The organism is Campylobacter sp. RM5063 (genome assembly GCF_024723655.1).
GTDB classification, from domain to species: Bacteria; Campylobacterota; Campylobacteria; order Campylobacterales; family Campylobacteraceae; genus Campylobacter_D; species Campylobacter_D lari_D.
The window spans coordinates 15,590-39,652 of record NZ_JANQDA010000017.1 but is presented as its reverse complement, the minus strand read 5'-3'; the positions used below and the strand labels follow the sequence as shown (position 1 = coordinate 39,652).

The 24,063-nt window shown below is 30.2% G+C and carries 23 protein-coding genes and 1 pseudogene; 19 read left to right on the top strand and 5 right to left on the bottom strand.

What is annotated here, in order from left to right:
• Positions 1-19: 19 nt before the first annotated feature.
• Entirely contained in the window at positions 20-1,111 is a 1,092-nt protein-coding gene (locus tag CAMP5063_RS06620) for a CinA family protein (RefSeq protein ID WP_337195041.1), read from the bottom strand.
• 100 nt (positions 1,112-1,211) lie between these two features.
• Between CAMP5063_RS06620 and ileS the strand changes: the two genes are divergently transcribed.
• The 9 genes and pseudogenes from ileS (at position 1,212) to CAMP5063_RS06565 (ending at position 13,783) form a co-directional block, all read left to right on the top strand.
• The gene (ileS, locus tag CAMP5063_RS06615; RefSeq protein ID WP_337195040.1) at positions 1,212-3,977 is read left to right on the top strand and encodes an isoleucine--tRNA ligase; all 2,766 of its coding nucleotides are present in this window, start codon (positions 1,212-1,214) and stop codon (positions 3,975-3,977) included.
• A gap of 99 nt (positions 3,978-4,076) precedes the next feature.
• The gene (gatA, locus tag CAMP5063_RS06610) at positions 4,077-5,441 is read left to right on the top strand and encodes an Asp-tRNA(Asn)/Glu-tRNA(Gln) amidotransferase subunit GatA (RefSeq protein ID WP_263726172.1); all 1,365 of its coding nucleotides are present in this window, start codon (positions 4,077-4,079) and stop codon (positions 5,439-5,441) included.
• Between the two features lie 10 nt (positions 5,442-5,451).
• Positions 5,452-6,903 (top strand): IMP dehydrogenase, encoded by a 1,452-nt coding sequence (gene guaB / locus CAMP5063_RS06605; RefSeq protein ID WP_263665049.1) that lies wholly within the window; start codon positions 5,452-5,454, stop codon positions 6,901-6,903.
• Positions 6,903-7,076, top strand: coding sequence for an exodeoxyribonuclease VII small subunit (gene xseB, locus CAMP5063_RS06600; RefSeq protein WP_039628709.1), 174 nt, complete (start codon positions 6,903-6,905; stop codon positions 7,074-7,076). Before guaB ends, xseB begins: the two co-directional genes overlap by 1 nt.
• The gene (locus tag CAMP5063_RS06595) at positions 7,069-7,857 is read left to right on the top strand and encodes a carbon-nitrogen hydrolase family protein (protein ID WP_263666840.1); all 789 of its coding nucleotides are present in this window, start codon (positions 7,069-7,071) and stop codon (positions 7,855-7,857) included. Before xseB ends, CAMP5063_RS06595 begins: the two co-directional genes overlap by 8 nt.
• A gap of 35 nt (positions 7,858-7,892) precedes the next feature.
• Positions 7,893-9,864: pseudogene (locus tag CAMP5063_RS08530) on the top strand (LTA synthase family protein).
• Positions 9,865-9,952: 88 nt separating this feature from the next.
• Positions 9,953-11,245: a UDP-N-acetylmuramate--L-alanine ligase gene (gene murC, locus CAMP5063_RS06575; RefSeq protein ID WP_337195037.1), complete on the top strand. Its 1,293-nt coding sequence runs from the start codon at positions 9,953-9,955 to the stop codon at positions 11,243-11,245.
• Positions 11,238-11,585: a hypothetical protein gene (locus tag CAMP5063_RS06570; RefSeq protein WP_263671733.1), complete on the top strand. Its 348-nt coding sequence runs from the start codon at positions 11,238-11,240 to the stop codon at positions 11,583-11,585. The genes murC and CAMP5063_RS06570 overlap by 8 nt, the downstream gene beginning before the upstream one ends.
• Positions 11,585-13,783, top strand: a complete 2,199-nt coding sequence (locus CAMP5063_RS06565) for an endonuclease MutS2 (RefSeq protein ID WP_337195036.1) — start codon at positions 11,585-11,587, stop codon at positions 13,781-13,783. Before CAMP5063_RS06570 ends, CAMP5063_RS06565 begins: the two co-directional genes overlap by 1 nt.
• Here CAMP5063_RS06565 and CAMP5063_RS06560 read toward each other — a convergent pair.
• From CAMP5063_RS06560 to CAMP5063_RS06550, 3 genes are read right to left on the bottom strand one after another with little or no spacing between them, the layout of a single operon-like run.
• Positions 13,778-14,791 carry a hypothetical protein gene (locus CAMP5063_RS06560; protein ID WP_263659650.1) on the bottom strand — a complete coding sequence of 338 codons (1,014 nt, stop codon included), beginning with the start codon at positions 14,789-14,791 and terminating at the stop codon, positions 13,778-13,780. The genes CAMP5063_RS06565 and CAMP5063_RS06560 overlap by 6 nt on opposite strands.
• Positions 14,757-15,290, bottom strand: a complete 534-nt coding sequence (locus tag CAMP5063_RS06555; RefSeq protein ID WP_258107962.1) for a polysaccharide deacetylase family protein — start codon at positions 15,288-15,290, stop codon at positions 14,757-14,759. Before CAMP5063_RS06555 ends, CAMP5063_RS06560 begins: the two co-directional genes overlap by 35 nt.
• Before the next feature lie 16 nt (positions 15,291-15,306).
• The gene (locus CAMP5063_RS06550) at positions 15,307-15,687 is read right to left on the bottom strand and encodes a hypothetical protein (RefSeq protein ID WP_337195035.1); all 381 of its coding nucleotides are present in this window, start codon (positions 15,685-15,687) and stop codon (positions 15,307-15,309) included.
• A gap of 94 nt (positions 15,688-15,781) precedes the next feature.
• On the opposite strand from CAMP5063_RS06550, the gene CAMP5063_RS06545 reads away from it, so the two are divergent.
• The 10 genes from CAMP5063_RS06545 to CAMP5063_RS06500 all read left to right on the top strand — a co-directional run bounded on the left by CAMP5063_RS06545 (position 15,782) and on the right by CAMP5063_RS06500 (position 22,579).
• Positions 15,782-16,480 carry an SIR2 family NAD-dependent protein deacylase gene (locus CAMP5063_RS06545; RefSeq protein WP_263659648.1) on the top strand — a complete coding sequence of 233 codons (699 nt, stop codon included), beginning with the start codon at positions 15,782-15,784 and terminating at the stop codon, positions 16,478-16,480.
• Entirely contained in the window at positions 16,474-17,067 is a 594-nt protein-coding gene (locus tag CAMP5063_RS06540; RefSeq protein ID WP_337195034.1) for a LysE family transporter, read from the top strand. Before CAMP5063_RS06545 ends, CAMP5063_RS06540 begins: the two co-directional genes overlap by 7 nt.
• Before the next feature lie 3 nt (positions 17,068-17,070).
• Positions 17,071-18,171 (top strand): succinyl-diaminopimelate desuccinylase, encoded by a 1,101-nt coding sequence (dapE, locus tag CAMP5063_RS06535; protein WP_133319800.1) that lies wholly within the window; start codon positions 17,071-17,073, stop codon positions 18,169-18,171.
• Positions 18,172-18,304: 133 nt separating this feature from the next.
• Complete coding sequence (locus CAMP5063_RS06530) at positions 18,305-18,499, top strand: hypothetical protein (RefSeq protein ID WP_133319801.1); 195 nt, start codon at positions 18,305-18,307, stop codon at positions 18,497-18,499.
• A 2-nt stretch (positions 18,500-18,501) separates the two neighbouring features.
• A complete protein-coding gene (locus tag CAMP5063_RS06525) occupies positions 18,502-19,062 on the top strand; it encodes a hypothetical protein (RefSeq protein WP_263662264.1) in 561 nt (186 codons plus the stop codon).
• A 31-nt stretch (positions 19,063-19,093) separates the two neighbouring features.
• Complete coding sequence (gene thiS / locus CAMP5063_RS06520) at positions 19,094-19,285, top strand: sulfur carrier protein ThiS (protein ID WP_066006795.1); 192 nt, start codon at positions 19,094-19,096, stop codon at positions 19,283-19,285.
• Positions 19,282-20,082, top strand: coding sequence for a thiamine biosynthesis protein ThiF (thiF, locus tag CAMP5063_RS06515; RefSeq protein ID WP_263662265.1), 801 nt, complete (start codon positions 19,282-19,284; stop codon positions 20,080-20,082). The genes thiS and thiF overlap by 4 nt, the downstream gene beginning before the upstream one ends.
• Complete coding sequence (locus CAMP5063_RS06510; protein ID WP_263662266.1) at positions 20,082-20,840, top strand: thiazole synthase; 759 nt, start codon at positions 20,082-20,084, stop codon at positions 20,838-20,840. The genes thiF and CAMP5063_RS06510 overlap by 1 nt, the downstream gene beginning before the upstream one ends.
• A gap of 1 nt (position 20,841) precedes the next feature.
• Positions 20,842-21,975, top strand: a complete 1,134-nt coding sequence (gene thiH, locus CAMP5063_RS06505; protein WP_337195033.1) for a 2-iminoacetate synthase ThiH — start codon at positions 20,842-20,844, stop codon at positions 21,973-21,975.
• Positions 21,965-22,579, top strand: a complete 615-nt coding sequence (locus CAMP5063_RS06500) for a thiamine phosphate synthase (RefSeq protein ID WP_337195032.1) — start codon at positions 21,965-21,967, stop codon at positions 22,577-22,579. Before thiH ends, CAMP5063_RS06500 begins: the two co-directional genes overlap by 11 nt.
• 4 nt (positions 22,580-22,583) lie before the next feature.
• Here the strand turns inward: CAMP5063_RS06500 and CAMP5063_RS06495 are convergent, their stop codons facing one another.
• On the bottom strand, positions 22,584-23,945 hold the full coding sequence (locus CAMP5063_RS06495; protein WP_133319807.1) for a DASS family sodium-coupled anion symporter: 1,362 nt from the start codon (positions 23,943-23,945) through the stop codon (positions 22,584-22,586).
• Positions 23,946-24,063 lie beyond the last annotated feature (118 nt).

Here is a 24,063-nt window from a genome sequence, read left to right as displayed (position 1 = left end):
AACTACACCGCTTTTATAATTAAACACCAAAGAAAATTTCAGGTTTTAATCTAAGCATTAAACAATATGCAGCCAAACTAGCTTGCTCTCTTGTATAGTTTCTATTGCCTTGTATGTGAATGCATTCTTGTAAAAAGATTCCATCTTTATACATAGCTCCTATGTAGATGGTGCCTGCTTTGGTATTTTTATCATTTTCTTCTCCAGCTACCCCACTAAGCGCTAAAGCAAAATCACAATTTGTGGTTTTAAAAACCCCTTTTAACATAAAATAAATACAACGATCAGAATATTCCCCAACACTTTCTAAAGTATCATTGCTCACCCCAAGCCAAGAATTTTTTAAACGATTAGAATAAGTGATCAAAGAACCCTCAAACACATTAGAAATTCCTGAATTTTCAGCAAATTTTGAAGCACAAAGTCCTGCGGTGCAACTTTCTGCAAAGGAAATTTTTAAGTTTTTTTCTAAAAGTTTTTTGGCTATAAATTTAATAGGATCATTTCCTAAAAATACTTTTCCTGCAAAAAGTTTGAAAACCCCTTTTAAAAATCCTTCTAGTTTTCCATATTGACTAGCGCTTGCTCTAATACAAATGAGATTATCTAATAATGCACTTGAGCAAGTTTGAATTTCAAAAGAAGTAGTAAGTGTGCTAAGTAAGATATTTGCACTCATTTCATCTATATCTAAAAGACAAAAATACGCATAGTCAAGTTCAGGATTTTGCAAAATCAAAGGTAATTTTTGCTCTATATTTATATTTAATAAATTAATATGGCATTGCTCAAAAGAACTTAAAAAGGAATTTTTTTCACGTAAAGCTTTTGAAGGTACTAGGGTATCATTTTCTAAGATTAAAACATCATCATTTAAGGTTGCTATGATTTTAGCTATGGTTGCATAGTATTCGCTAATGCTAAAAATGGTTATATAGCTATATTCTTTAGAAAGTTTTTCAAGTAAAAAAGGAAGTTCTTTATCAGGTTTGTTTATAAATTTTAACTCATGAAGCTCTAAAAACTGCTTTTTGTATTCTTCTTGTATATAACGCATATAATTTTCATTAATAATAATTTCATTGCCTATAATGATGATGAGATGTTTCATGATTTTCCTTTTTTTATTGCGATTATAACAAAAAAATAAGTGCAAATTAAAAGTATTTTAAGTAGAATTTACTATTTTTAAATTTTTCAAGGTGGATTATATGGATTATAAAGATACGCTATTGCTTCCAAATACGACTTTTGCAATGCGTGCAAATTTAGCAGAGCTTGAGCCTAAGCGTTTTAGCAAGTGGTTTGAAAACAACTATGCTTATGAAAAAATGAAACAAAAAAGACAAGGAATAAGCGAGAGTTTTACTTTACATGATGGCCCTCCTTATGCTAATGGACATTTGCATATTGGCCATGCTTTAAATAAAATTTTAAAAGATATCATCATCAAAATGCATTATTTTCAAGGTAAAAAAGTGCGTTTTACTCCTGGTTGGGATTGTCATGGTTTACCGATAGAACAGCAAGTTGAAGTTAAACTTAAAGATAAAAAGCAAAGTTTAAGCAAAAAAGAAATTCGTGAGTTTTGCAGAGAGCATGCGAGAGAATTTGTAAATATCCAAAGAGATGAATTTAAGTCTTTGGGTGTGATTGCTGATTGGGATGAGCCATACTTGACTATGAAAAATGCTTTTGAGGCAGATATTTACAAAGCTTTATGTAAAATCGCTAAAAAAGGACTTTTGCTAGAAAGAAGTAAGCCTGTTTTTTGGAGTTGGGCTGCTAAGAGTGCATTAGCAGAAGCTGAAGTAGAGTATGAAGATAAAGAAGATTATTCTATTTTTGTAGCTTTTGAGCTTGATAAAACTTCCCTTGAAAAGCTAGGTGTAAAAAAAGCTAAAGCAGTCATTTGGACTACCACGCCTTGGACTTTACCGGCAAATCAAGCTATATCTTTAAATCCAAATGAAAAATATGTTATCACTGAAGAAGGTTATATTTTTGCTAAAGCCTTGCTTGAAAATATGATTAATAAAAACTTCACTCAAGGAAAAATTCAAAAAGAACTTTTAGGCGTTGAATTTGAAAATTTAAGTGCTATTAATCCACTCAATCAAAGAAAATCCACTCTTATTTTAGGCGATCATGTTTTAATGGAAGGTGGAACAGGGCTTGTACATACTGCACCGGGTCATGGTGAGGATGATTATTATGCGTGCTTAAAATATGGCATTGAAGTGATTATGCCAGTAGATGATGGTGGGTGTTATGATGAAACACTAAGAGCTAAAGGGCTTTTGCCAGAGCATTTATTAAATGAGTTTATAGGACTTCATATTTTTAAAGCAAATGAGCGTATTTTAGAATTGCTTGGCGAAGCTTTACTTGAGAGTTCTAAATTTATACATTCTTATCCATTTTGTTGGAGAACACATAAACCGGTTATTTATAGAGCCACAAAACAATGGTTTATTTTAATGGATGAGAAAAAATTAGATGGAAAATCTTTAAGAGAGCTAGCACTAGAGCAATTAAATAATGTGAAATTTTACCCAGAAAGTGGGGTAAAAAGACTTAGTTCTATGATAGAAAATCGCCCTGATTGGTGTATATCAAGACAAAGAGATTGGGGTGTGCCTATCGCATTTTTTAGAGATAAAAACACCAAAGAAGTGATTTTTGATGATGATGTTTTAGATCATTTGGTGGGAATTTTTGAAGCAAATGGAGCTGATGCGTGGTGGGATTTAGAAATAAAAGATTTATTACCGCCAAATAGCAAATATGATCCAAATAATTTAGAAAAAGTTTATGATATTTTAGATGTTTGGTTTGATAGTGGTAGCACTTGGGAAGCAGTATTAAACTCAGCAAGATATGATGCAGGAGAATATCAAGCTTCAATGTATCTTGAAGGAAGTGACCAGCACCGTGGATGGTTTCAAAGCTCACTTTTAATTTCTACCGCGATCAATCACAAAACCCCATATAAAAACATACTTACTCATGGCTTTACCGTAGATGAAAAGGGTCAAAAAATGAGTAAATCTAAGGGTAATGTGATTTTACCTCAAAATGTAGCTAAAAATTATGGGGTAGAAATTTTAAGACTTTGGATAATGCTTAGTGATTATTCAACAGACTTAAAAATTTCAGATAATATCTTAAAACAAGTAAGCGAGCAGTATAGAAAGATAAGAAATACTATAAGATTTTTACTTGCAAATACTAATGATATGGAATTTTTAGAAACAAAAAATTTCACACTTTTAGATAAGTGGATTTTAATGCGTGCAAAAGTTGCTTTTGAAGCATGTGAAGTTGCTTTTGAAAAATATGAATTTGCAAAAGGCTTTAGTGTGCTTTTAAATTTCTTAAGTGCGGATTTAAGTGGAATTTACTTAGATGTGTGCAAAGATAGATTATATTGTAATGCAAAAGATGATACAAAAAGAGTAAGCGCGCAAAGTGCTATGGTGCTAATAGCTAGAAAGCTTTTTGCGCTTTTAGCTCCAAGTTTAACTTACACTATAGATGAAGCTTTAGAACATGCAAATGTGGCTATTAAAGAAAATGCTAAAGATGTGTTTGATTTGGTATTAAAAAATGGCTTTGATTATGAGTATAAAATCGAAGATGATTTATTTATAAAATCAAGAGAAAAATTCTTTGAGCTTGTAGATGTATTAAAAAAAGACAAAATCATCAAATCAACCTTAGAGTTAAGCTTGCAAACAAGTGCAAATGAGCTTTTGAGTGAAGATATTGAAGAAGTAGCTGATTGGTTTATGGTAAGCTCTATAGAAAGCTTAGATGATAAAGAAGCTTTGAGTGAGTTTGAAATAGATGATCATAGTTTTAAAATAGTGCGTTCTTTATTGCACAAGTGTCCAAGATGTTGGAAATTTTTAGCAAAAGAAGAAGAATGTTTATGTCCAAGATGTAATAGTGTGGAAAAAGCAAAAAATGTTTGAGCAAGCTTTACCTTTTAGCGTGGTAGTGATTACTTTATTGAGCTTTTTATTTATCACGCTTTTTTTGTTTTATTTGGTTAAAAAATTTAAGGATAAATAATGGTAACTTTAAAAGAAGCTTTGAAATTTTCAAATGAAGAATTAGAAAATCTAAAAAAAGAATTAAATGAAAAAGCACATCAGCAAAAGCATTTAGGTGCTTATGTAGAGCAGTTTTTAAATAAAGACTTAAGCACTTCAGGTACTGGCGTACCAGTAGCTATAAAAGATAATATTAGTGTAAAAGATTGGGAATTAACTTGTGGTTCTAAAATTTTACAAGGCTATGTGGCTCCTTATGATGCAAGCGCTATTGTAAATTTACGCAAAAATAATTTTACTCCATTTGGAAGATGTAATATGGATGAGTTTGCTATGGGAAGTACAAGTGCAACTTCTTTTTATGGTAAGACTTTAAATCCGCTTGATAATACTAAAGTTCCAGGTGGAAGTAGTGGGGGGAGTGCTGCTGCGGTTGCTGCAGGGATAGCTTTAGCAAGTTTGGGTTCAGATACAGGTGGTTCAGTAAGGCAACCTGCTGCTTTTTGTGGTTGTGTTGGGTTTAAGCCAAGTTATGGAAGAGTTAGCAGGTATGGTTTAGCAGCGTATTCTTCAAGCCTTGATCAAATAGGAGTTTTAACGCAAAATGTTGAAGATGCTGCGATTTTATATGATGCTATTGCAGGCTATGATGAAAAAGATAGCACAAGTGCAAACATAGCTTTTGAGCCAACTACACCAAAACTAAATGCAAATAAAAAGCTAAAAATAGCTGTGATTAAAAACTATATAGAGCAAACCAATGATGATGTAAAACAAGCCTTATTAAAAACTATAGATATGTTAAAAGCAAATGGCCATGAGATTGTTTATAAAGACTTAATGGATTCTACATTTGATGTTGCGGCTTATTATATCATAGCAGCAGCTGAAGCAAGTGCAAATTTAAGTCGTTATGATGGCGTAAGATATGGTAGAAGAAGTGAAAAATGTGACAATCTTAGCCAAATGTATGTAAATAGCAGAAGTGAAGGTTTTGGTGAGGAAGTAAAAAGAAGAATTTTACTAGGAACCTTTGTTTTAAGTAGTGGCTATTATGATGCATACTACATCAAAGCACAAAAGGCTAGAAGATTTATCAAGCAAAAATATGAAGAAATTTTAAACGATTGTGATTTGATTTTTATGCCAGTTGCTCCAAGCGTTGCTTTTGGTTTTAACGATATAAAAACTCCAGTGCAAATGTATTTAGAAGATGTATTTACTATTTCAGTGAATTTAGCAGGACTTGGTGGCATTAGTGTGCCAGTAGGAAAAAATGAAAATGGACTTAATATTTCTGCTCAACTTATATGTAAAGCTTATGATGAGCAAACTTTATTAGATGGTGCTTTGAGCTTGGAAGAAATTATCAAAAACAAATAAAGGAAAAATTATGAAAATCATAAAACGCGCTTTGACTTTTGAAGATGTTTTACTAGTCCCTCAATATTCTGAGGTTTTACCTAAAGAAGTAGATATTAAAACAAGACTTACAAAAAATATCACCTTAAATATGCCTTTGATTTCGGCTGCTATGGATACAGTTACTGAACATAGAGCAGCTATTATGATGGCAAGGCTTGGTGGCATAGGGGTAATCCATAAAAATATGGACATAGCTTCACAAGTTAGAGAGATAAAAAGAGTTAAAAAAAGTGAAAGTGGCGTGATTATGGATCCTATTTATATAGGACCTAAAGCAAGTGTTAAAGAAGCGCTAGAACTCATGGCTGAATATAGAATTTCAGGCGTTCCTGTGGTAGATGAGAATAAAATTTTAATAGGAATTTTAACTAATCGCGATTTAAGATTTGAAACTAACTTTGATAATTTAGTAGAAAATGTAATGACAAAAATGCCTTTAATCACTGCTAAAAAAGGCTCTACTTTAGATGATGCAGAAAGGATTTTCTCTACTAATAAAGTAGAAAAACTTCCAATCGTAGATGAAAATAATCGCTTAGAAGGTTTAATTACTATAAAAGATTTGAAAAAACGCAAAGAATATCCAAATTCAAATAAAGACGCCTATGGAAGATTAAGAGTGGCTGCAGCCGTAGGTGTGGGTCAGCTTGATCGCGTAAAGGCTTTAGTAGAAGCTGAAGTTGATGTTATAGTAATGGATAGTGCGCATGGACATTCTAAAGGGATTATTGATACATTAAAAGCAATTAAGGCTGAGTTTAATGTAGATGTGATAGTAGGAAATGTTGCAAGTGCTAAAGCAGTTAAAGATCTATGTGAAGCAGGTGCAGACGCTGTTAAGATAGGTATAGGACCTGGTAGTATTTGCACCACTCGTATTGTTTCGGGTGTGGGTGTACCTCAAATTTCAGCTATAGATGAATGTGCAATAGAAGCGAGTAAATACAGCGTGCCAGTAATCGCTGATGGGGGTATAAAATACTCAGGTGATATTGCAAAAGCTATCGCAGCAGGAGCAAGTAGTGTGATGATAGGTTCACTTTTGGCAGGAACTGATGAGAGTCCAGGTGAGTTATTTACTTATCAAGGAAGACAATATAAGAGTTATCGTGGCATGGGAAGCTTAGGTGCTATGCAAAAAGGTAGTTCAGATAGATATTTCCAAGAAGGTACAGCTCAAGATAAACTTGTACCTGAAGGTATTGAAGGTAGGGTGCCTTATGTAGGAAGTATAAAAAGTGTAGTACATCAACTTTTAGGTGGGCTTAGATCTTCTATGGGTTATGTAGGTGCAGTAGATATCAAAGCTTTCCAAGAAAGAGCTGAATTTGTAGAAATCACCGTAGCAGGATTAAAAGAAAGCCATGTGCATGATGTAACTATCACTGCTGAAGCACCAAATTATAAGGTGAGTAATTAATGGAATTTGAAGATCATATCAAACAAGCCGAGCTTTCTTTGGAAAAACTTAATGATAAAGATTTGGACCTTAAAACTTGCGTAGAAATTTATAAAGAAGGTTTAAAAAGTATCAAGCAAGCAAGAACTATGCTTGAAAATGCTAAATTAGAAATCGAGCAAGTAGATGAGTAGTGTTGTAGCTTTACAATTTCCCACTTTGGCTTTGAGTGAATCAAGGCTTGATTATTATCTAAAAGCTGCTAAGGAAAGTGGTGCGAATTTGGTGGTTTTGGGCGAGTATGTTTTAAATAGCTTTTTTAGTGAGCTAAAAACTATGCCAAAAAGTATGATCAAAGAACAAAGTCAAAGTAAAAAAGCAAGCTTGATAAAACTTGCTAAAAAATATGATTTAAATATTATTGCACCTTTCATAAGTGTTGAAAATGATGGTTTAAAAAAACTATGCTTAAAAGTAGGTCCACAAAATGTAAAAGTGTATGAGCAACAAATTTTAATGCCTTATGCACACTGGAATGAAGAAAAATTTTTTAACAATAAAAAAGCTGATAAGCTTAAACTTTTTACTTTCACACATGAGGGCTTAAAATGTGCTTTGCTTTTTGGCTTTGAGGCACATTTTGATATCTTTTGGCAAATGATCATGAAAAAAAAGATAGACTTAGTCATCATTCCCACAGCTAGCACCTTTGAAAGTAATCAAAGATGGCTAGAACTTTTAAAAACAAGAGCCTTTTTAAACTCATCAAGCATTTTAAGGGTTAATCGTATAGGTAATTTAAAGCAAGAAAATGAGTGGAAATTTTATGGAGATAGCTTTTTTATTAATGCTTTTGGCGAAGTGCAAGAGCAACTTGGCGATCAAGAAGAAATGCTTGTAGTGGAAGTTAGTAAGGCAAATGAAGCTAGAAATTTATGGGGCTTTGATAAGCTTGTGAAAAATTATGAAGAATAATATTTTTAACAAGAAAATATTATTAAAGGAGTATAATGAGAAAAATTTTATTACAAATTCTTTCTTTTAGTTTTATTTTTATGGGAATTTTTGCTTTAGTTAGGTTTTTGATGATAAAAAATTTAACTAATGAAAGTGAAAATAGCTTAATGGTATATGTGTATGGACTAGGTCATGATATGAGAACCTTTAGTGCCATTTTTTTTACCTCTATTTTTGTGTGGTTTATTTTCTTATATAAGTTTGGTTTTTAAAGATAGAAAATATCACGCTACGGGGGGGGGTAATCGCTAAATTTTATATTTATCTTTCTAGTTTTTATGTAGCTTTTATAGCTTTTGTTGTTTTAATTTCTGCGTTTATACATTATTATTACTTTCAACTTTATGCAAGCAAAATTGATATTTTTATTTTTGGTTTAAAAGATGATGATACTAAGGCAATATTATCTATAGTCTTTTCTGATTATCCTATCATAAAAGCATTGCTAGTAGCTATAATTTTTAGTATATTTTGTTTTTATCTTAATATTAAAATTCTTAGCTTAAAATTAGAGACTATTAAGCTAAAGCTAGTATTTTTTGTTTTATTAAACATTTTACTAATTTATGCTTATGTTGTGGCATTAAGAGGATATTTTACTTATAATGCACTAAGAGCTTCAAGTTATGAATTTAGCACTATAAAAGCTTTTAATGAAATTTCTACAAATCCCTTGATGGCTTTTTCTTGGGCATATAAAGAGTATAAAAATCAACAAGAATTTAAAAGTGTAGATATAAAACAGCTTAATCAACTAGAAGAAAAACTTTTTCCTATGTTTGATACTACTTTGACACATCAAAGTCATGCTAAAAATCATATTTATATTAACATCATGGAAAGTTTTGGTTTAAATTTAGCTGAGTTTAGCACTGAAAACACTAATCTTTTGGGAAATTTAAAAAAACATTTTGAACAAGATATTATTTTTACTAGATTTTTATCTAGTGGAAATAATACTATAGAAAGTTTTAATCGTTTATTTTTTTAAGTCCAAATATTATTTCAAATGGATTGTATCAAAAAGAAAAATTAGTCTTTACACCTTTGCAAATTTACAAAAATGCAGGGTATAAAATAATTTTTGTTTATAGCGGTAATGCTTCTTGGTATAATCTTGGAAATTATTTAAAAAATCAAGGTGTAGATGAAATTATAGATGAAAATACACTTATGCAAGATTTTCCACAAGCTAGAAAAACAAAACATAAATACGGTATAGCTGATGAGTTTATGTATAAAAAAATATATTCTATATTTGAAAATGCTAAAAATCCTACGCTTGTCATTTCTCTTAGTATTTCCACTCATAGACCTTATATACATAAAAGCAGAACACAACTTATTGATGAGAACGCTTTAGATGAAAAAATATTAAGTCAATTTATTATCAGTGATTCTATAGGTGCTTTAAATGCTTATGCGTATGCAAATGATGAATTTGGAAAATTTTTAGATCGCATAAAAGAAAGTAGTTTTAGGGAAAATATTATTGTTGCTGCCACAGGAGATCATAGATTTAGAGATATTAAGATGGATATAAAATCCCAAAAAGCTTTTGCTTATAGTGTACCTTTTTATTTATATCTTCCAAAGTATTTGAAAAATGATATTTATTATGATAAAAATCGTGTGGGTTCGCATAAAGATATTTTTCCAACACTTTATAGTCTTACTCTTAGTGATACAAAATATTTAAGTTTAGGAGGAAGAAATATGTTAGCATCTGTAAAAAATGAAAAGTTAGAATTTGGTTTTAATGAGCTTGTTTGGATTGATCAAAATGGAGTGTATAGTGGAGATAATGGTTATTATTTTGAAAATAATACTAGTATAAAAGACACAAATAAGGCTTTTGAGCTAGATTTATATCATAAAAAATTTTCAAAAAATTATAAAGAGTTGTTTCAAAAGCAATTAAATTATAGACTAGTCAATCTCAAAACATCAAATAATAGCGAGTAGATTTTATCTCTAAGGGCTTTTTATATTTTATTTTTAGTAAACAAATGATAGAATTTTGCCTTAAATTTTCAAAAAATTTGAGGCAAGAATGCAAAAAATTCATTTTATAGGTATAGGTGGTATTGGAATTTCAGCTTTGGCGAGATTTTTAAAAGAACAAGACTTTAAGATTAGTGGTTCTGATATCAAAGAAAGTAAAATCACAAAAGAATTAGAAAAAGAAGGTATAAATATAAAAATTCCTCATCATAAAGACAATGTCAAAGATGTGGATTTAGTGGTGTATTCAGCTGCTATCAAAGAAGATAATGAAGAATTAATCAGTGCAAAAAAACAAAACATCACAACGCTTTCAAGAAAAGAAGCCCTGCCTATGATTTTAAAAGACAAAAGAGTTTTTGCGGTTGCGGGAGCCCATGGTAAAAGCACAACTTCAAGCATTTTAGCAAGCTTGATAGAAGCTTCTGTTATTATTGGTGCAGTGTTGAAAGAAAGTGGCACCAATATGCTTTATAAAGAAAGCGAAAATCTCATTTTTGAAGCTGATGAGAGTGACAGTTCTTTTTTGAACTCAAATCCTTATTTAGCTATAGTGACTAATGTTGAAGCAGAACATTTAGATCATTATGGAAATGATCTTTCAAAATTATACAAAGCTTATGAAGACTTTTTGCGTTTGTCTAAAATTCAAGTGATTAATGCTGAAGATGAGTTTTTGTCAAGTTTAAATTTAAATAATGCAAAAAAGCTTTACCCAAGCAAAGATATCACAAATATTTATATGAAAGTAGAAGATTTTAAGCCAAAAACCTATTTTACACTTAAAGATTTAGGCGAATTTAGCGTTTTTGGTATGGGTGAGCATGTGGCGATGGACGCTGCTTTGGCTATTTTGGCTGCGAGTGAATTTATAAATATAGAAGAGCTAAAAACTAAGCTTTTAAAATATCAAGGGATTAAAAAAAGATTTGATATTTTATTTGCAAATGAAAATATGGCCTTGATTGATGATTATGGACACCATCCAACAGAAATCAAAACAACACTTAAAGCAGCAAGTGAGTATGCAAGGCTAGCTGGATATAAAAAAATCATAGCTATTTTTGAGCCTCATCGTTATACGCGTTTGAGTGTAAATATAGAGTATTTTAGCGAGGTTTTAGCAAATGTTGATGAGCTTTATATTTTACCTGTGTATGCAGCAGGGGAAGCTAAAATAGATATTAATATGCAAAAATACTTTCCAAAAGCTAAATTTATAAAAGAAATTAAAAGAGAAGAAAATGCTATTTATCTTGATGATGAGTTGATTGAAAATGGCTTGGTAATTGGTTTTGGTGCAGGAGATATAAGCACAAAGCTTAGGGGTAAGTATGTTTAAGATTTTTTTATATGTCTTAGCTTTTTTTGCGATTTTACTTTTTTTCATTTTTTTGCGTAAAAAAATAGGCAAGATTAGTAATTATCTTTTGATTTTAGTGTTGATTTTGATGATTGCCTTTGCGATTAAATTTGAGTTAAGTGTCACAAGAAGTGGTATTTTAAAAAAAGAAACACTCAATGCATTTTTACAAGGACAAAGTCTAATTTGCAAAGATGTTAATGTCACTAAAGAGTATTTTAATTTTGAGCATGGAACGCAAAGTTTTATTTCAAATGGTAAAAATAAACAATTTAAAGCCTATGTTTTTGATATAAAAGATTGCAAGGTAGATAAATAATGCAAGAGCAATTTTTTAAAAAGCTAGATTTAGATGGCTATATAGAAGACTTTAGGGGACTTTTTGCAAGAGATAAAGAAATTTTTTTACAAGGTGATAGCAAACTTCATTATAAAAGAATCAATGAGCTTTCACTGATTGATTTTAATCCTCCGCCTATGATAGAAGAACTAAGTGGTGCTTTAATTCATCTTAGCAAGCAAGGAATTTTACATTTAAGTCAAAGCTTTGAATTTATTAAAATCTGTATGTATTTTAGATACTTAAAGGGTTTAAAATTTGAAGAAAGTTTAAAAGAATGGCTTTTAAAAATAGAAATTCCACAGGCTATTTTAGAGCTTTTTGAGTATTTTGATGAAAAGGGTGAGATTAAAGAAAGTGTTGATGAAAGACTTGTTAATCTAAATTTAGCTCTAAAGATAAAAAAAGAAAGTTTGGTAGCTGAGTTTAAAAAACTCACCTATACTAAAAATCTTAGTGTATATTTGATTGATACGCAAATCCATCTTATCAATGGTATGGAGGCCTTGCTTTTACGCGGTGGGTTTAATCATGTCTTAAAAGCAAAAATCATAGGTAGAAGTAGTGGCAGTGGGTTTTATGTGGTGCCTTTAAGCGTAGAAAAAATCCAAAGTCAAATAGATGAAATCAAAGATGCTAAAGAAGAAATTTTTTATGAGTATGCTAAAAAAATCAGCTTGATTTTTTATAAAAATTTGATGTTTTTGAAATTTATCAATAATGCTTTTGATTTATTTGATCATTATAGTGCTAGAGTTTTGATGGCTAAAAAACATGATTATGAGTTTGTTTTAGCTGATAGTTCTAATAATTTAAGCTTATATAACTTCGCACATCCGGCTTTAAAAAATGCAAAAAGTGTTAATATAGAGTTTAATAAAAAAGTTTTAATCATCACGGGTGTAAATGCGGGTGGTAAGTCTATGCTTTTAAAAGGAATTTTAAGTGCAGCTTTACTTGCAAAGCATTTGCTTCCTATGAAAATTAACGCACAAAAAAGCCAAATAGGCAATTTCAAAGAATTTGATGCGATTTTAGAAGATCCACAAAATGTAAAAAATGATATTTCTACTTTTGCAGGAAGAATGTTGCATTTTTCTAAGCTTTTAGGTAAGAAAAATGTTTTATTGGGGGTTGATGAGATAGAGCTTGGGACAGATTTTGAGGAAGCTGCGTGTTTATATACTGAGCTTATTTCTAAGCTTTTAGAACAAGATAATAAAATCATCATTACAACCCACCACAAACGCCTTGCTATGCTTTTAGCTAAAAATTCACAAGTAGAACTCATCGCTGCTTTGTATGATGAGGAATTATCACGCCCAAAATATGAGTTTTTAAAAGGCACTATAGGCAAATCTTATGCATTTGAAACGGCTTTAAGATATGGCATAAGTGCAAATTTAGTGCAAAATGCTAAAAAGCTTTATGGAGAAGATAAAGAAAATTTAGAAGAAATGGTAAGTAAAAATATCAATCTTGAACTTTCTTTACGCAAGAAAAATGAAGAGCTTGAGAAAAAAGAAGCTAAGGTAGATGAAATTTTACTTTCACTTAAAGATCAAAAAGAAAAAAATGAGCAAGAATTTAAAAAGCTTATTTCTAATTTAGAGTTTAAATACCACAAAGCCATAGAAGAAGCTAAAAAAACGATAAATCTAAAAGATATTAAAGAAAAACAAAGAAGTTTAAACAAAGCCAATGAACTTAAAAAAAGTATTATTTTACCAAGTATGGAGCAAAATGAAGAGCTTAGAGTAGGGGATTTTGTTAAATATGAAAAAATCAAAGGTAAAATCACTGCAATTTCAAAAAACGATGCGATGATTCAAAGCGAAGGTTTGAGTTTGCGTGTGCCATTAAAGCTTCTTAAAAAAAGCAATCAAAACCCTACACAAAAGGTAAAATCAAGTGTCAATATAACCCGTCCAAGTGCTTTAAATATGACTTTAGATTTACACGGCTTAAGAAGTGATGAGGCGCTTGAAAGATTAGATAAATTTATCTCTGATGCTTTGATAGTGGGTTTTGATGAGGTGATAGTTTATCATGGTATAGGCACAGGAAAACTAGCTTTTGCGGTAAAAGAGTTTTTAAAAGCCCACAAAAGTGTAAAAAGCTTTAATGATGCTCCGATTAATCAAGGTGGTTTTGGTGCTAAGGTGGTTAAATTATAATTTATTAATCCTATCTTGATCACTATCACCTTTAAAAAATGCATAGTTTTTATTATTACATTTATATGCAAAATAGATATCTTGATTTTCTTTAATAAAAGGTTCAAAATAATTTGTAATCACTTCTTTATTTTTTTCTATAAATCCCATATTTGTAATTTTTGAAAAATCGTTAATATAGCAAAGAAAATCAATATATTCATAATCATTTTGTATTAAAAATTCTTGAAAAAGACTATAAATATTTTCTGTAAAATTACCTATAAAATCAACTATTCTAATGCATTTTGCTTGAAGTATTTTTATTTCTCTTGTAACAAAAATACATTTTAGTGTAGATTTTTCAAATATTCCCAAAAATTGATATTTGTAAAAAGGGTTGTTGTAGTATCTGTTTATAAAGTATTTTTTGGATTTATAAGGTATAAAATTAAATTTAATATTTGATTTTATGAATTCTTCTGCATTTAAAATTTTATATGTAAAATTAATATTTTTTAAGTTACATATCGATGGAGAATTTGCAAAATCAGCCATATAAAAAATATTTTTTTTATCATTTTTAATATAAAAATGCTTAAGTGGTTCTATTTTATCATATAAAAAAAGTTTATAATATTTTATACCATACTCTGATAATCCAGCATTTCCAATTGATTTTGGTGTTAAAGTTTCTAGTAGAAATTTAATTAATACTAATCCAAATGTAGGTTTAATGCTTTTCCAAATTCCAAACCATAAATCTTTGTTGGCTTCGAGTTTATTATCATATTGACTAAGTAAGGTAAAGCCTAATATAGATTGAATAATATTATCTTCTAATCCCAAAACAATATTATACCTTTGATTGTATTTATCTAAATACTGAAAATCAAGCACTTCTTTATTATAGGCAAATACATGATTTTTATTCCAATGATTTTTTATAAATTCCATTATTTTGTTTGCTTCTTCTAATTTTGCAAAACGGATTTCAACCATAGTTAGCCTTTCCATATATAAACTCATTGCAATCATACCTATGAAGAGCAAAAGGATTATTAATTAAGTCTTTGTAGTTAATATCTTTTGAAGGTATGGAGCTAAAAGCAAAATCAAAATTATATTTTTTAAGCCATCTTTTTGCATAAGAGGTGCTTTCTCCATAGGGATAAGAAAATATTTGTATTGGTGGTTTTATAAAAGAGTTTAAAAAATTTATAGAGGATTTTAGCTCATATTTTTGGTTATATATGTTCAATGTTTTAAAGCTTAAATGGGTAAAGCTATGGCTAGCTATCAACATACCATTATCACTCATTGTTTTCAATTCATTTTTACTTAAATATAAATTATCAAAAATTTCATCATCATTCCAAAAATTTGTAATAACTTGATCTAAAATTTTTTCTTTATATTCTGGTTTTATAAAATAATTAAATAAGAGTTTAAAGTCTTTTGTACTTTTATCATCATCCAATTCTTGATAATAGTTTTTAAAAAGTTTTAAAGAAGATCTTTTTAACATGCTTGGTTTTATAATATTATAGGCAGTGTTTAATAAAATCCCCCCCCCCCATTTTTCCAAGTAAATAATGTATTCTATGAACATCTAGTGCTTTTTTCTGTTTAAATATACGAGTAGGAACAAAAAATATACCAAAAAGCTTTCTTTTTGTAAGTTCGTTAAAGACATAATTATAATGATCTTTAAGTCCATCATCAAAGGTTAATAGAATTTTGTTTTTTAATTTATTACAAAATAATGGATTTTCTTTTAAAAATAAAAATTCTTCAAGGTTTACAAATCCAAATTCTTTTTCAAAAAAATCTAATTGTTTTTTAAAATTTTCAATATGTAAATATCTAAAATTAGGTAATTTTTTTACTTTTTCTCTTATGTAGTGATACATTATTATTTTCATAATTATCCTTTTTGGATATTATATCAAAGCTATCTTTAAAAAATAAAACTTAAATTTAATATTTTTTTGTTACTCTTTTAAACAAGGTTTAATAATGAAACAAGTGATGATTTTAAGCGGGGCAGGTTTGTCTGCTCCAAGTGGTATAAAGACTTTTAGAGCTAGTGGTGGGCTTTGGGAAGAGCATGATGTGATGGAAGTTTGCTCAGCAACTGGCTTTAGAAAAAATCCTAAAAAAGTTTTGGAATTTTATAATAAAAGAAGAAAAGAGTTAGCTAGTGTTAAGCCAAATCACGCACATGAAATCATCGCTTTATTAAAACAAAAATTTCCAAAACAAATTAGCATTTTAACGCAAAATATAGATGATTTATTAGAGCGAGCAGGTTGTGAAGAAGTGGTGCATTTGCATGGTTTTTTACCTGAGCTTTGGTGTTTAGAGTGTGAAAATATTTTTAACATAGGCTATGAAAGTAGTGATGATAAAATTTGTCCTAAATGTCAAAGCAAAAGTATAAGACACAATATCGTGATGTTTGAAGAAATGGCGCCAAATTATAAAATTTTATATGAAAAATTACAAAATTGCGATTTATTTGTATGTATAGGCACAAGTGGGCAGGTTTTACCCGTGGGAGAGTATGCAAGAGTATGTAAGCAAAGTATATTAAACAATCTTGATGAGGATAAATATTTAGAAAGTAATTTTACTAAAGTTTATATAGAAGATGTTTGCACAGCCATTGATAAAATCAAAACCGATATAGAAAATTTCTTGGAAGCAAAATGTTAGAAGTAATCTTACAAGGCATAGTTTTAGGTATGGGTGTGTCTGTGCCTTTTGGACCTGTGAATATTTTGATCTTAAATACTGCTTTGTCTTCTTTTAAAAATGCTTTTTGCGTTGGGCTCGGTGCTTTAAGTGCTGATATACTTTTTTTGATTTTGATTAATCTTGGGCTTTTAAGCTTTGCAAATAATGAATTTTTTTATAAAATACTAGCGGTTTTTGGCTTTTTCTTTTTGAGTTTTATGGTATTTTTAATGCTAAGAAAAACAAGAAAAGTCGATCTTAACAAGGTAAATAAAACACATCCTTTAAAAGGTTTTAGCAAAGGATTTTTCTTAAATGTTACAAATCCTTATGTTATAGGCTTTTGGGTGAGTGTAGTAGGGCTTAGCATGCAGAGTAAAAACTCTTTTGCCTTGCTTTTTGGTTTGGTTGGTTTTATTGTGTTTTGGATTTTTACTCTATCGTTTTTTGTGTCTAAATTCAAAGCACTTGTAAAAAACAAACATATATTTTACATTAATCTTTTTTCAGCATTTATTTTAGAGTATTTTGCTCTTTCTATGCTGTATAAAACTTTTATAGGATAGAACATGCAAGTAGTTGAAATTTTTAAAGAATTGAGCAAATTTAAATCCATCACCCCAGATGATGATGGAGCATTAAATTATATTGCAGTGGAGTTAAGTGATTTTGAAGCTTTTTTTATAGAAAAAGAAGGTGTGAAAAATCTTTTGCTGACTAAAAAATTTAGTGATGATGGTGAGCATTTAGCTTTTGGCGGGCATGTAGATGTAGTGCCTGCAGGAGAGGGTTGGAGCAGTGATCCTTTTGAGCCTTTAGAAAAAGATGGGTTTATTTATGTAAGAGGTGCGCAAGATATGAAAAGTGGCGTGGCTGCTTTTATGTGTGCAGTTAAGGAGGTAGAAAATTTCAAAGGAAGAATTTCACTGATTTTAACAAGCGATGAAGAAGGCGAGGCTAAATTTGGCACGCTTGAAGTGCTTAAATTTATGCAAGAAAAAGATATGCTACCTGATTTTGCTGTGGTTGCTGAGCCAACCTGTGATAAAAAATTTGGAGATAGTATTAAAATAGGGCGTCGTGGTTCTATCAATGCAAAATTACTCATCAAAGGTAAGCAAGGTCATGTAGCATACCCGCAAAAATGCATTAATCCTGTGCATAATTTTGCTTTTGCTTTGAAATTTTTAGCAGGTTTTGATCTTGATCCAGGCGATGAGGTATTTGCACCATCTAAAATCGTTATTACTGATATACGCGGTGGTATGGAAGTGTGCAATGTAACCCCAAATGATTTAAAATTGATGTTTAATGTGAGAAATTCTCCACAAACTAGCTTAGAAGATGTAAAAGCTTATGTAGAAAAGACTTGTGAAGGGCTTGATTATGAGTTGAGTATAAATCAAAGTTCAAAGCCTTTTTTAACACAAAGTGATTCTAAAATCGTACAAAAACTAAATGAAAGTGTGCAAAAAATCACTCAAGTAGTGCCAGAACTTAACACCAAAGGTGGTACAAGTGATGCAAGATATTTTGCTGAGTTTGGTGTGAAGGTGGTAGAATTTGGCGTGTGCAATGATAGAATTCATGCAATTGATGAAAGAGTGAGTATAGAAGAGCTTGAAAAATTGTATTTAGTTTTTAAAGATTTATTAGAGAATTTTAACTAGGAAAAGCATGGATGCAATAGGAATTTAGAGTAGCCTCTCATTTAAGAGTACCTTGCAGCTACCGGCAAGTTAGCCCTCTAAACTTCTAAAATTATATCATTAATTTTTTAAAATGGAGTTAATAGGAAGTAAAATGTCTTTTGAGCTTGATGTAAGTAGCTATGAAAAAATAGAAAAGCTATTTATCAATTTTAAATTAAAATGTGATTTTAAATTTAGAATGATAAAAGGGATTAATGTTTTGCATTTTGGATATTTGTGGGGAGCTTGCAAAGAAGTACAAAAGATTTTAGAAAAAATCAAAAATGCGAAGATTTGTTTGAGCTAATTATGAAAATTTATTCCAAAAGACGCAAAAACCATCAAGCAAATTTTTTACTTTTACAATGTTATGAAAATGCTCTAAGAAGTACTTTAGCAGTAAAAATAGCAAATTTGTATAATAAGTTAGATGATGATTGGTTTAAATCTAGTGAAGAAGTTTTTAATCTTGCTTTGAAAAATCTTTTAAAAAAAGTTAAAAAGAGATGTCAAAAAATAGATGAATATAATAGCACTTGGCAAATTTTTGATGATTTTTGTCTGATTGATTTAGAAGGGATATTAATAGATCATTGGAGTGAATTTGCTTATATATTTAAAGATAAAAAAATATATAAAAATCAAGTCTTACCAAGTTTTGGCACCAAAGAACATCTTAAGACAAAACTAAGTCAAATAAGAAAAGCTAGAAATGAAACCTATCATAATAAACCTACAAAAATAAAATTTAAAAAAGATTTGGAAATTTTACTTTTGAAACTTGGTTATAATTTAGAAGATGCTATTGATATTGGAGAGATAAAAGAAGCTGTTATTTTAAGATTTAATTATAATAATGTAAGTGAGTAAGTATTTTAAGTAAAATAAGTAAAGGTTTTAAATGATTATCAATGGGCAAAAGCTTGAGTTAAAAGAGCTTAGATTTATGGATTATGTTAAAGAAAAGCAATTAAAAATAGAATTTATTGCCTTAGAATTAAACGGAGAAATTATCCCAAGGGATAAATTTGAAAATTTGATTTTAAAAGAAAATGATAAAGTAGAGATTGTTACTTTTGTAGGTGGTGGTTGATGAGAATTAAATTTAATGGTAGTATGATAAACACGCATTTTAAAAACACTTTGGAATTTTTTCAAAGTGTGAGTAAAAATGAAAATGATGTATGGATAGTCAATGGTTTTGCAACAAAAGAAAGTTTGGATCTAAAAGAAAATGATGAGCTTTTTTGTATAGAAAAAAATACTTTACCACCATATGAAGCTCTTGATGCGATGATGAGGGCAAGACATACTCCAAAACTTCATGATAAGCTTAAAAAGGCAAGTGTGGCAGTGTGTGGACTTGGTGGACTTGGCTCGCATATAGCTATAAATTTAGCAAGAAGCGGGGTTGGTAGGCTTCATTTGATTGATTTTGATGTGGTTGAGCCAAGTAATCTTAACCGTCAAGCTTATATGGTGGAAGATTTGGGTAAATTTAAGGCTGAAGCTTTAAAAGACCAAATCGCTAAAATTAATCCTTTTATAGAAGTATTTGCACAAGTTTTAAAAATAGAAAAAGAAAATATAGCCAAACTTTTTACAGATGATGATATAGTTTGTGAAGCCTTTGATAGTGCAAAATACAAAGCCCTTTTAGCGCAAAATTTTCACCAACACTATCCTCAAAAAACATTAATTTGTGCTTCTGGTTTAGCAGGGTATGGCGATAGCAACAGCATACAAACAAGAAAAATCGCAAAAAACTTTTATGTTTGTGGGGATTTAAAAAATGAGGCAAAAGTAGGCAATGGACTTATGGCACCGCGTGTAAATATTTGTGCAGGACATCAAGCAAATTTAGTTTTAGAACTTTTAGCGAGTGAGTAATGGAAAAATTAAAAATAGGAAAATATGAGTTTAATTCTAGGTTTATTCTAGGTTCTGGGAAATTTTCTTTTGAGCTTATAAAATCAGCCATTGAAGAAGCAAAAGTGGAGCTTATCACCTTAGCTTTACGCAGGGTAAATGATAAAGGCATAGAAAATATACTTGATTTTATCCCAAAGCATATTAAGCTTTTGCCAAATACTTCAGGTGCAAGAAATGCTAATGAGGCATTGCGTATAGCAAGACTTGCAAGAGAGCTTGGCTGTGGAGATATGATTAAGGTTGAAGTAATTAGCGATAGTAAATATTTACTACCGGATAATTATGAAAGTATAAAAGCAGTAGAACTTTTAGCAAATGAGGGTTTTACACCTTTAGTTTATATGTATCCTGATTTATATGCAGCACGTGCTATGGCTAATGCGGGAGCTGCTGCTATAATGCCTCTTGGAGCTCCTATAGGAAGCAATAAGGGCTTAAAAACTAAAGAATTTATACAAATTTTACTTAATGAAATTAGCTTACCTATTATAGTAGATGCAGGTATAGGAAATCCAGCACAAGCTTGTGAAGCCATGCAAATGGGAGTAAGTGCAGTGATGGCAAATACCGCCATAGCTCAAGCTAAAGATGTAGCAAAAATGGCAAAGGCTTTTGCTTTGGCTATAGAAGCAGGATATAATGCGTATTTAGCAGGTATAGCAAATGAAAGTACGCCAAGTGCAAGCTCGCCTTTGAGTGGTTTTTTAAGAGATTAAAATGCAAAAATATCCTCATATGCAAAGTATTGAAAGTGAAATTTTAACCAAGGTTTTAAAAGAAGTTGAAAATTTTGATGAAAGTAAATTTAGCGCTTTTGATGTAAAACAAGCTTTAGTTAAAGATTATCTTAACATAGAAGATTTGAAAGCTTTGCTTTCAAGCGCAGCAGAAGATTTTATAGAAGATTTAGCACAAAAATCAAGCAAGATTACTCAAAAATATTTTGGAAATTCCATTTTGCTTTTTACGCCTTTATATCTTTCTAATTTTTGTAATAGCAAATGTACTTATTGTGGATTTCAAAAAGGAAATAATATTAAAAGAGCTAAGCTAAACGAGGCTGAAATTCACAAAGAAATGCAAGAGATTAAAAAAAGTGGCTTGGAAGAAATTTTACTCTTAACAGGTGAGGGCAGGGAATATGCTAGCGTAGAATATCTTGCCAAAGCTTGCGAGATAGCAAAAGAGTATTTTAAGGTCGTGGGAATTGAAGTTTATCCTATGAATGTAGATGAGTATACATTGCTTCATGAAAAGGGTTGTGAATATGTAAGTGTTTATCAAGAAACTTATAATCAAAAAACTTATTCTAAAATTCATATTGAAGGTGAAAAAAGTGTATTTGAGTATCGTTTTCATGCACAAGAGCGAGCATTAAAAGCAGGTATGAGAGGGGTTGCTTTTGGAGCTTTACTTGGCGTGGATGATTTTAGAAAAGATGCTTTTGCTACGGCTTTACATGCGTATTTTTTACAGCAAAAATACCCTCATGCTGAAATAGCTTTATCTATCCCTAGATTAAGACCTATTATCAATAATAAAAAAATTCATCCAAAAGATGTAAGTGAAACAAGGCTTTTGCAGGTTTTATGTGCTTATAGATTATTTTTACCTTTTGCAAGTATTACGATTTCTACGCGTGAAAGAGCAGGATTTAGAGACGGGGTTATTAAACTTGGAGCTACTAAAATGAGTGCAGGTGTAAGCGTGGGGGTAGGTGAGCACCAAGGTAATAAAAAAGGTGATGATCAGTTTCAAATTAGTGATATGCGTAGTGTTGATGAGGTTTTAGCTATGTTAAAAAATGCAAATTTGCAAGCTATAATGAGCGATAGTATTTATGTGGGATAAAAAAATCATTGCTATTAGCGATAGTCAAAATACCCAAGGAGATTTTTTAAATTTTATTGAAAAACTAAGTCAAAGTAGTATTGATGCTTTAGTGCTTAGAGAAAAACATTTGGATGAGTTAGAATATACTAAATTAGCCAAAGAAGTATTAAAAATTTTTAATAAAACTCAAAAAATTTGCTTTTTGCATTATCATTATGAAGCTTGTTTAAAATTAAATCATCAATTTTTTCATGCTCCCTTAATAATTTTACAAAATTACCCACAAAGTTATAAAAAATTTGAGCTTTTGGGTACTTCTATCCATTCTAAAGAAGAATTAGATTTAGCTTGTAAGTTTAAAGTAAATCATGCTTTTTTCGGACATGTATTTGAAAGCTCATGTAAGGCTGATTTAACACCAAAGGGTATAAAAAATTTAAAAGATTTGTTAGAAGTTTCAAAAATACCCATTTATACCATAGGTGGGATAAATATCCAAACTATGAATCACTTAAAAGATTTAAATTTAGCAGGCGTATGTATAAGAGAAGCTTTGTATAAAAGTAAAGATGTAAAAAACTATGTTTTAAAGTGTAAAGATCTTTTAGTCCAAAAGGACTAAAAGATTATAGCCAGAAAAAGTATGCAATTACTGCAAGTGCGATTGAGCAAAAGATATTTAATATAATCCCAACTTTTACCATTTCTTGTTGTTTAATATGTCCTGTACCAAAAACTATAGCATTTGGTGGTGTAGCAACTGGTAGCATGAAAGCACAAGAAGCACCAATAGCAATGATTAAAGCAAGTCCTAAAGCAGGAACACCTAAAGTATCTGCTATAGAGATAAATAAAGGCACAAGTAAGGCTGCTGAAGCAGTATTTGAGGTAAATTCAGTTAAAAATACTATAAAAAATGCCACAATTAAACCTATAATAAATAAATGTCCATTTTCTATAAATGAAATGATAGTATCAGCCATTACTTTACTAGCGCCAGAATCTCTTAATACTACACTTAGAGTGATGCCTCCACCAAAGAGCATTAATACACCCCAATCGGTATTTTTTTGTATATTTTTCCAATCAATTACTTTAAAAGCACATACTAAAACAGCAGCCAATAAAGCAATAATCGCATCAAGATTTGCTATTTTGTGTCCAAAAATACTTGTGATGATAGGACTGATATTACCACTAAAAATCCAAGATAGTGCAACGACTAAAAAGATTATTAAAGTGATGATTCTAGGTCTTGTAAGTTCTATATTTTCAGTATGTAAATCAACTTGTAGATTAAATTTAGGTTTAAACATAAAGTATAAAATTAAAATCATTGCAGGTAGGAAAATTAAAACAATAGGAATTCCGTATTTTAACCATTGTGCAAAAGTAATGTGTAATTGAGTGGCAACGATTGCATTTGGTGGAGTTCCTACTATGGTGCCTATACCACCTATACTCGCACTAAAAGCTATACCTAAAAGGATGAAAACATAAGTATTTCTATCTTTTTGCGGATCAAGTGAAGCTAACATACCTATAGCAAGTGGAAGCATCATAGCTGCTGTTGCGGTATTACTCATCCACATGGATAAAAATGCAGTAGTGATAAAAATATACAAACTAGAAAGGCCTAAATGCCCTTTTGCTAATGTTAAAATTTTATGTGCAATAAGTTTGTCTAATTTTTGATGATGCATAGCTGCGGCCAAAGCAAAACCACCAAAAAATAAAAAGATATTAGAATCAGCAAAACCTGTTAAAGCTTTAGCGGTGGGTAGTAATCCCAAAATAGCAGCTAAAACAGGTACTAAAATAGCTGTAATAGTAACATGCAAAGCCTCACTAAGCCATAAAACGGCAATAAAAATTAACAAAGATAAACCTTGGTTTACTTTAGTTTCACCAAAAGGGGAAAAATAAAGCAAAGCGATAAATAACACTAAATCAGCAACGACTATAAGTGTTTTTGTATTTGAACTCATTTAACAACTCCTTTAAAATATTGCAGTTTTGTAACATATTCTAAATGAATTTTCTTTTAAATATCAATTTTTGTATAAAATTTTTTCAATAAAATTATTCTTGTGTGAAAAAAAGTAA

What these genes read in the sequence shown, in the direction of transcription:
- CAMP5063_RS06620 (WP_337195041.1), bottom strand. Translation starts at nt 1,111, where the DNA reads ATGAAACATCTCATCATCATTATAGGCAATGAAATTATTATTAATGAA.
- ileS (WP_337195040.1), top strand. Translation starts at nt 1,212, where the DNA reads ATGGATTATAAAGATACGCTATTGCTTCCAAATACGACTTTTGCAATG.
- gatA (WP_263726172.1), top strand. Translation starts at nt 4,077, where the DNA reads ATGGTAACTTTAAAAGAAGCTTTGAAATTTTCAAATGAAGAATTAGAA.
- guaB (WP_263665049.1), top strand. Translation starts at nt 5,452, where the DNA reads ATGAAAATCATAAAACGCGCTTTGACTTTTGAAGATGTTTTACTAGTC.
- xseB (WP_039628709.1), top strand. Translation starts at nt 6,903, where the DNA reads ATGGAATTTGAAGATCATATCAAACAAGCCGAGCTTTCTTTGGAAAAA.
- CAMP5063_RS06595 (WP_263666840.1), top strand. Translation starts at nt 7,069, where the DNA reads ATGAGTAGTGTTGTAGCTTTACAATTTCCCACTTTGGCTTTGAGTGAA.
- murC (WP_337195037.1), top strand. Translation starts at nt 9,953, where the DNA reads ATGCAAAAAATTCATTTTATAGGTATAGGTGGTATTGGAATTTCAGCT.
- CAMP5063_RS06570 (WP_263671733.1), top strand. Translation starts at nt 11,238, where the DNA reads ATGTTTAAGATTTTTTTATATGTCTTAGCTTTTTTTGCGATTTTACTT.
- CAMP5063_RS06565 (WP_337195036.1), top strand. Translation starts at nt 11,585, where the DNA reads ATGCAAGAGCAATTTTTTAAAAAGCTAGATTTAGATGGCTATATAGAA.
- CAMP5063_RS06560 (WP_263659650.1), bottom strand. Translation starts at nt 14,791, where the DNA reads ATGAGTTTATATATGGAAAGGCTAACTATGGTTGAAATCCGTTTTGCA.
- CAMP5063_RS06555 (WP_258107962.1), bottom strand. Translation starts at nt 15,290, where the DNA reads ATGTTAAAAAGATCTTCTTTAAAACTTTTTAAAAACTATTATCAAGAA.
- CAMP5063_RS06550 (WP_337195035.1), bottom strand. Translation starts at nt 15,687, where the DNA reads ATGAAAATAATAATGTATCACTACATAAGAGAAAAAGTAAAAAAATTA.
- CAMP5063_RS06545 (WP_263659648.1), top strand. Translation starts at nt 15,782, where the DNA reads ATGAAACAAGTGATGATTTTAAGCGGGGCAGGTTTGTCTGCTCCAAGT.
- CAMP5063_RS06540 (WP_337195034.1), top strand. Translation starts at nt 16,474, where the DNA reads ATGTTAGAAGTAATCTTACAAGGCATAGTTTTAGGTATGGGTGTGTCT.
- dapE (WP_133319800.1), top strand. Translation starts at nt 17,071, where the DNA reads ATGCAAGTAGTTGAAATTTTTAAAGAATTGAGCAAATTTAAATCCATC.
- CAMP5063_RS06530 (WP_133319801.1), top strand. Translation starts at nt 18,305, where the DNA reads ATGTCTTTTGAGCTTGATGTAAGTAGCTATGAAAAAATAGAAAAGCTA.
- CAMP5063_RS06525 (WP_263662264.1), top strand. Translation starts at nt 18,502, where the DNA reads ATGAAAATTTATTCCAAAAGACGCAAAAACCATCAAGCAAATTTTTTA.
- thiS (WP_066006795.1), top strand. Translation starts at nt 19,094, where the DNA reads ATGATTATCAATGGGCAAAAGCTTGAGTTAAAAGAGCTTAGATTTATG.
- CAMP5063_RS06510 (WP_263662266.1), top strand. Translation starts at nt 20,082, where the DNA reads ATGGAAAAATTAAAAATAGGAAAATATGAGTTTAATTCTAGGTTTATT.
- thiH (WP_337195033.1), top strand. Translation starts at nt 20,842, where the DNA reads ATGCAAAAATATCCTCATATGCAAAGTATTGAAAGTGAAATTTTAACC.
- CAMP5063_RS06500 (WP_337195032.1), top strand. Translation starts at nt 21,965, where the DNA reads ATGTGGGATAAAAAAATCATTGCTATTAGCGATAGTCAAAATACCCAA.
- CAMP5063_RS06495 (WP_133319807.1), bottom strand. Translation starts at nt 23,945, where the DNA reads ATGAGTTCAAATACAAAAACACTTATAGTCGTTGCTGATTTAGTGTTA.